The organism is Leisingera sp. G5_S3_59_S7 (assembly GCF_054968485.1).
Map to the genome: position 1 here is coordinate 1 of NZ_JBQKUH010000105.1, position 5,942 is coordinate 5,942.

A 5,942-nucleotide genomic window follows, 5' to 3' on the forward strand; every position below is an offset into this window, starting at 1 on the left:
GCGGCTCGTTCAAGCGCTCTGATCTGAGGGAGGCCGAAGTTGCACCAAAACTGAGTCAGAGCCCAAAAATGACCCCTTACACTGATGTGGATGATGCTCCTCAGGTCATCGGGGAGCGCAGAGTGGGATGTTGGTGGTGGAGACGATAGCGAAGATCCGCCGGGCGTATTTTCAGGACAAGAAGCCGATCAAGCAGATCTGCCGGGAACTGCGGGTTTCGCGGAATACGGTGAGGAAGGTGATCCGATCCGGCGTGACGGAGATGACCTATGAACGCACGATCCAGCCTCAGCCGAAGATCGGTCCCTGGAAGGACGAACTCGACGAGATGCTGGCGGCCAACGCCCGGAAGCCCAAGCGTGAGCGACTGACCCGTATTCGGATGTTTGAAGAACTCAGGGCCCGTGGATATGGCGGCGGCTATGATGCTGTCCGGCGTTACGCGGCCACGTGGTCCAAGGAGGAGCAGGTAGCATCTGCGGCTGCCTATGTCCCGCTGATCTTCGATTCGGGCCAGGCCTACCAATTCGATTGGAGCCACGAGATTGTGGTGATCGACGGCGCGACCACCACTGTGAAGGTGGCGCATGTCCGGCTTTGCGACAGCCGCATGCTGTTTGTCCGGGCCTATCCGCGCGAGACGCAAGAGATGGTGTTCGACGCTCACGACGAAGCTCTCGCCTTCTTCGGCGGGGCCTGCACGCGCGGGATCTACGACAACATGAAGACGGCGGTAGACACGATCTTCGTGGGCCGCGACCGGGCCTACAATCGGCGCTTCCAGCAGATGTGCGGGCACTATCTTGTCGATCCCGTTGCCTGCACACCGGCGTCTGGCTGGGAGAAAGGGCAGGTCGAGAACCAGGTCGGCGTTGTCCGGCGTCGCTTCTTCGTGCCCAGGCCCAAGTTTAAGACCTACGCCGAACTAAACGCCTGGCTCGAGGACCGCTGCGTTGCTTGGGCCAAATCTCATCCGCATCAGGAGCTTCGAGACCGCACGATCTGGGAGGTCTTCGAGGGCGAGCGGGCGAGTCTGGTGCCATATGTCGGCCCCTTTGATGGATTCCACGCTGTTCCGGCATCAGTCTCGAAGACCTGTCTCGTCCGGTTCGACAAGAACCGCTATTCGGTGGATGGCCGCGCCGTCGGCCGGCCAGTCGAGATCCGCGCCTATGCCGAGCGGGTCGAGTTCTGGCAGGACGGCAAGATCGTAGGGCGGCATGATCGAGCTTTCGGGCGCGACAAGGCCATCTACGATCCGCTGCACTACATCCCGGTGCTGGCCCGCAAGCCTGGCGCCCTCAGGAATGGGGCTCCCTTCAAGGACTGGGAGCTGCCATCAGCGATCAGGCGCATTCAGCGCAAACTGGGCAAGGTGCCCAATGGCGACCGGCAGATGGTCCAGATCCTGAGCATGATCCCCACCGATGGGCTGGATGCAGTGGATGCTGCCTGCACCGAAGCGCTGAACGAAGGGGCCCCCGCGGCCTCTGTCGTCATCAACATTCTGGCCCTGCGTCGGGAGCCGCCGCCGCCGCTGACCATCGATACGCCAGACGCGTTGCGACTGACTTGCGAGCCGGTGACCGATTGCAAACGCTACGACAGCCTCAGGAGGCCCAACCATGGAAAGATCACAGGTGCTGGATGCGATGAGCCAGCTGAAGCTCTACGGCATGAAGGCCGCCTACGATGAGAGCCTCACCGCTGCGGCGAAGCGGCAGCACGAACCGCAGCAGATCGTCGGTGATCTTCTGAACGCCGAGATCAGCGAGAAGCAGGCCCGGTCGATCAAATACCAGATGACAATTGCCAAACTGCTCCTCGCAAAGGAGGTCGACGAGTTCAGCTTCGAGGACACGCCTGTCAACGAAACGCTGGTGCGCGATCTGGCCTCCGGCGAGTTCCTTGAGCATCAACGCAACGTCGTGCTGATCGGCGGCACAGGGACCGGCAAATCCCACCTCGCCGTGAGCATCGCCCGGGCGTGCATTCGGCGCGGCAAACGGGGACGGTTCTTCAATGTCGTGGACTTGGTGAATAAACTCGATGCCGAAGCCCGGGCAGACCGACAGGGACGCACGGCAGACCTGCTGTGCCGCCTCGACTTCCTGATCCTCGACGAGCTCGGCTATCTTCCGTTTGCCCACAGCGGCGGCCAGTTGCTGTTCCACCTCGTCAGCCGCCTCTACGAACGCACCTCGATCATCGTGACAACCAACCTCGACTTCGGCGAATGTCCCTCCGTCTTTGGTAACGCAAAGATGACCACGGCGCTCCTCGATCGCCTTACCCACCATTGTGACATCGTCGAAACCGGAAACGAAAGCTGGCGTTTAAAGACCCGGGAGTAACCCAAGCTCCCCTGGCCCGATACGGCTGCGAATTGTGATGGCTACACCGCATCGGGCCAGCTACACGTGCGCCAAACAGGGGGGTCATTTTTGGAGGCCGATAGGGGGTCAAAATTGCGGGCCGATTGACATGATGCCCGGCTTCATCTTTCCCCAAGTACTCCCGCCGGAGGCTCCCACACCTGCGGCACTCTCCCGGTGTACAGGGGGTGCACAGGGGGTGCACGCAGGACACCCCCTCATTTCGCAGCTTGGGCTTGCCAATGCTCTCCCCACTTGCGCATAACCCAAACAACAGCATCAGGAGGGCAGCACGTGACCGCATCAGAACCCCGCGAAACCATGATCGCCGTGATCGGCGGCTCGGGCATTTACGAGATCGACGGGCTGGAAGGCGCCGAGTGGGTCTCGGTGGAAACGCCTTGGGGGGCGCCGTCAGATCACATTCTGACCGGGACCTTGGGCGGCGTGAAGATGGCCTTCCTGCCCCGCCACGGCCGCGGCCATGTGCATTCCCCGACCGAGGTCCCCTACCGCGCCAACATCGACGCGCTGAAGCGGCTGGGTGTGACCGACGTGTTCTCCGTTTCCGCCTGCGGCTCCTTCCGCGAGGAAATGGCGCCGGGCGATTTTGTTGTTGTGGATCAGTTCATTGACCGGACGTTTGCGCGCGAAAAGAGCTTCTTCGGCACCGGCTGCGTCGCCCACGTGAGCGTTGCGCACCCGACCTGCGAGCGGCTCTCGGACGCGGCAGAGGCCGCGGGCCGGGATGCGGGCATCAAGATCCACCGCGGCGGCACCTACCTGTGCATGGAAGGGCCGCAGTTCTCCTCTGTGGCGGAAAGCAAGATGTACCGCGAGCAATGGGGCTGCGACGTGATCGGCATGACCAACATGCCCGAGGCCAAGCTCGCCCGCGAGGCGGAGCTGTGTTACGCCTCCATCGCCATGGTCACCGATTACGACAGCTGGCACCCGGAGCATGGCGCGGTGGAAATTACTGATATTATTGCGACTTTGCAGGGCAACTCCGCCAACGCCCGCGAGCTGGTGCGCCGCCTGCCTGACCTGCTGGGCCAGCAGCGCGCGGACTGCCCGCACGGCTGCGACAAGGCGCTGGAGTACGCTATCATGACCGCGCCGGAGCGGCGGGATCCGGCGCTGCTGGCCAAGCTCGACGCGGTCGCGGGCCGGGTACTGGGCTGATCCCCGGCAGCAACACAGTTTAATTTTCGGGGCGGACCAACGGGTGCCGCCCCTTTTCTTTTGCCGATCGGGTTCCTTTATCGGTCAGCAGGATTTGCTTCAGGATTTCAGGACCTTTTCATGCGCCTTCACGGATTGGACATCGCCCGTTTCCTCGCCTTCTGCGGCATGGTGCTGGTCAACTTCCGGATCGCGGCGCAAGTGCCCCCCGGCACAGATACCGTCTCGCTGTTCACCAATGCGCTGGAGGGCCGGGCCGCGGCGCTGTTCGTTGTCCTCGCGGGAGTTGGCCTGTCGCTGGGCAAACCGGACCGCGCAACCCTGTTCCGCCGCGCTGTGTTCCTGTTCCTGATCGGGCTCTTGAACCTGACCGTCTTCGAAGCCGACATCCTGCATTTCTACGCGCTTTACTTTGTGGTGGCGCTTCCGTTCCTGACAGCCTCCGGCCGGGTCCTGCTGCTGGCCGCCGCGGGCACGGTGCTGATCGGCCTGATCGGCCTTCTGGTATTGGACTACGAGGCGCATTGGAATTGGGAAACGCTGGCTTACGCGGAGTTCTGGACGCCGGAAGGCTTCCTGCGCCATTCCTTCTTCAATGGCTGGCACCCGGTGTTTCCCTGGGCGGCCTTCCTGTTTCTAGGTATGTGGATAGGGCGTTTGGATCTCGCCAGCCGGAGCGTGCAAGCGCGCCTGGTGCTTTGGGGTGCAGCAGCAGCGATGCTGGGGGCCTTGCCTAGGTTTCTGGTGCAGGACCCGGAACTGGTGGAGCTTCTGGGCACCAGCGCCATTCCACCCGGACCGTTTTATATCATCGCAGCCTCCGGCAGCGCGCTGGCGGTCATCGGACTAACGCTCGCCATAACCCCGGCGCTGGACAAGGCGGGCCTTGCCGAATGGCTGGCCGCCCCGGGCCGGCAGGCACTGAGCCTCTATGCAGCGCACATCCTGCTCGGCATGGGCACCCTGGAGGCCATGGGGCAGCTTGACGGCTCTGTGACCGCTGAGCAGATCTTCGGCTACTCGCTGGGTTTCTGTGCCCTGTCCATGCTGGCGGCTTGGATCTGGAACCTCATTGCGAAACGCGGGCCGCTGGAGGCGCTGATGCGCTGGAGCACCAGTTTCCCGCGCTAAGACCCGCTGGCAGTCTGCCGCTTCGCCAGCCCGGCTGCGGCAACGGTGCAGTCCTGCTAATTGCTGGCCGGTTGCGCGCCTAGCGCTTGCCGTGGTCCTTCAAGAACTTGCGGATGAAGTGGCGGATTTCCCGGGCCGCTGACGTATCCAGTTCCTTGCACAGTTCGACAAAGGCGTCCCGGTCCTCCTTGCTCAGGCGCAGGATGAGCTGGCTGTCTTTCTTGCCGGCTTTCTTGTCCTTCTTGGCCACTTGCTGCTCTCCCCTGTGCCGCAACGTTGATTTGCGGCCCTTTTGTATATACAATTAACATACCGGCGCACCCGCCTGAAGCTGCACGAAACCAGTGTAATGTTAAACAGTCGAGGCAGATCAACCATGAACATCAACGCCGCCCAAAGTCTTCTTGTCCTGCGCCGCCGTGACTGGCGCCGCGCGCATCTGGCCTGGCTTCCGGAAAGTCTCTACCGCAGCTACCTCTCGCGGCGGAAAATCCGGCACGCCAAGTGACGTCACCGGCGCGGCGGCCGGTTCCCCCTTGCATGACGGCGCGGCTTCGGCCAAACCCCCTGTGCCCGGCGGCAGTGCCGGGCCGCCGGAACCGATGCGCCAAGGGGAGCCAAGCCGATGCCCAAGAAGACCGCCGTCAAGGATTACATCCGCACCATCGTCGACTTCCCGCACGAAGGGATCATGTTCCGCGATGTGACCACCTTGTTTGCCGACCCGCGCGGCTTCCGCATGGCTATCGACCAGATGCTGCATCCCTATGCAGGCGAGCAGATCGACAAGGTGGTGGGGCTAGAGGCGCGCGGCTTCATCTTGGGCGGGGCAATCGCGCATCAGCTAAGCGTCGGCTTTGTGCCGATCCGCAAGAAGGGCAAGCTGCCCGGCACCACCATCAGCCAGGAGTACAAGCTGGAATACGGCGAGGCGATTGTCGAGATCCACGACGATGCGATCAAGCCGGGCGAGAAGATCCTGGTTGTGGATGACCTGCTGGCCACTGGCGGCACCGCGGGTGCGGGCATCAAGCTGATCCAGCGTCTGGGCGGCGAAATCGTGTCCTGCTCCTTCATCGTCGACCTGCCGGAACTGGGCGGCCGCAAACTGCTGGAGAGCATGGGCATGGATGTGCACGTCCTTTGCGAGTTCGAAGGGCTCTGAGCCGGTCCTGTCAAACGGCCCAGTGTATTAATCGCTGACGGCGCGGCTCTCCCGCCCGCCATGCGCCATTTTCTGCTAAAATGGCT

General features: G+C 62.6%; 7 protein-coding genes. 6 read left to right on the forward strand and 1 reads right to left on the reverse strand.

Annotated features, from left to right (window positions below; translation table 11 throughout):
• Positions 1 to 127 precede the first annotated feature (127 nt).
• From istA to ACTRWG_RS22550, 4 genes are all read left to right on the forward strand, one after another.
• Complete coding sequence (gene istA, locus ACTRWG_RS22535) at positions 128 to 1,696, forward strand: IS21 family transposase (RefSeq protein WP_462829973.1); 1,569 nt, start codon at positions 128 to 130, stop codon at positions 1,694 to 1,696.
• Positions 1,626 to 2,354, forward strand: coding sequence for an IS21-like element helper ATPase IstB (gene istB / locus ACTRWG_RS22540; RefSeq protein ID WP_462829974.1), 729 nt, complete (start codon positions 1,626 to 1,628; stop codon positions 2,352 to 2,354). The genes istA and istB overlap by 71 nt, the downstream gene beginning before the upstream one ends.
• A gap of 342 nt (positions 2,355 to 2,696) precedes the next feature.
• Positions 2,697 to 3,560, forward strand: coding sequence for an S-methyl-5'-thioadenosine phosphorylase (locus tag ACTRWG_RS22545; RefSeq protein WP_036797432.1), 864 nt, complete (start codon positions 2,697 to 2,699; stop codon positions 3,558 to 3,560).
• A gap of 120 nt (positions 3,561 to 3,680) precedes the next feature.
• Positions 3,681 to 4,691, forward strand: coding sequence for a DUF418 domain-containing protein (locus ACTRWG_RS22550; RefSeq protein ID WP_027236776.1), 1,011 nt, complete (start codon positions 3,681 to 3,683; stop codon positions 4,689 to 4,691).
• Between the two features lie 79 nt (positions 4,692 to 4,770).
• Here ACTRWG_RS22550 and ACTRWG_RS22555 read toward each other — a convergent pair whose 3' ends face one another.
• On the reverse strand, positions 4,771 to 4,941 hold the full coding sequence (locus ACTRWG_RS22555) for a hypothetical protein (RefSeq protein ID WP_167332328.1): 171 nt from the start codon (positions 4,939 to 4,941) through the stop codon (positions 4,771 to 4,773).
• A gap of 126 nt (positions 4,942 to 5,067) precedes the next feature.
• Between ACTRWG_RS22555 and ACTRWG_RS22560 the strand changes: the two genes are divergently transcribed.
• Positions 5,068 to 5,199, forward strand: coding sequence for a hypothetical protein (locus tag ACTRWG_RS22560; RefSeq protein WP_259967077.1), 132 nt, complete (start codon positions 5,068 to 5,070; stop codon positions 5,197 to 5,199).
• 117 nt (positions 5,200 to 5,316) lie between these two features.
• Positions 5,317 to 5,856: an adenine phosphoribosyltransferase gene (locus ACTRWG_RS22565; protein WP_027236775.1), complete on the forward strand. Its 540-nt coding sequence runs from the start codon at positions 5,317 to 5,319 to the stop codon at positions 5,854 to 5,856.
• The last annotated feature ends 86 nt before the right edge of the window (positions 5,857 to 5,942 follow it).

Coding starts and splice junctions, on each gene's coding strand:
- ACTRWG_RS22550 (WP_027236776.1), top strand. CDS start 3,681: ATGCGCCTTCACGGATTGGACATCGCCCGTTTCCTCGCCTTCTGCGGC.
- ACTRWG_RS22565 (WP_027236775.1), top strand. CDS start 5,317: ATGCCCAAGAAGACCGCCGTCAAGGATTACATCCGCACCATCGTCGAC.
- istB (WP_462829974.1), top strand. CDS start 1,626: ATGGAAAGATCACAGGTGCTGGATGCGATGAGCCAGCTGAAGCTCTAC.
- istA (WP_462829973.1), top strand. CDS start 128: ATGTTGGTGGTGGAGACGATAGCGAAGATCCGCCGGGCGTATTTTCAG.
- ACTRWG_RS22560 (WP_259967077.1), top strand. CDS start 5,068: ATGAACATCAACGCCGCCCAAAGTCTTCTTGTCCTGCGCCGCCGTGAC.
- ACTRWG_RS22545 (WP_036797432.1), top strand. CDS start 2,697: ATGATCGCCGTGATCGGCGGCTCGGGCATTTACGAGATCGACGGGCTG.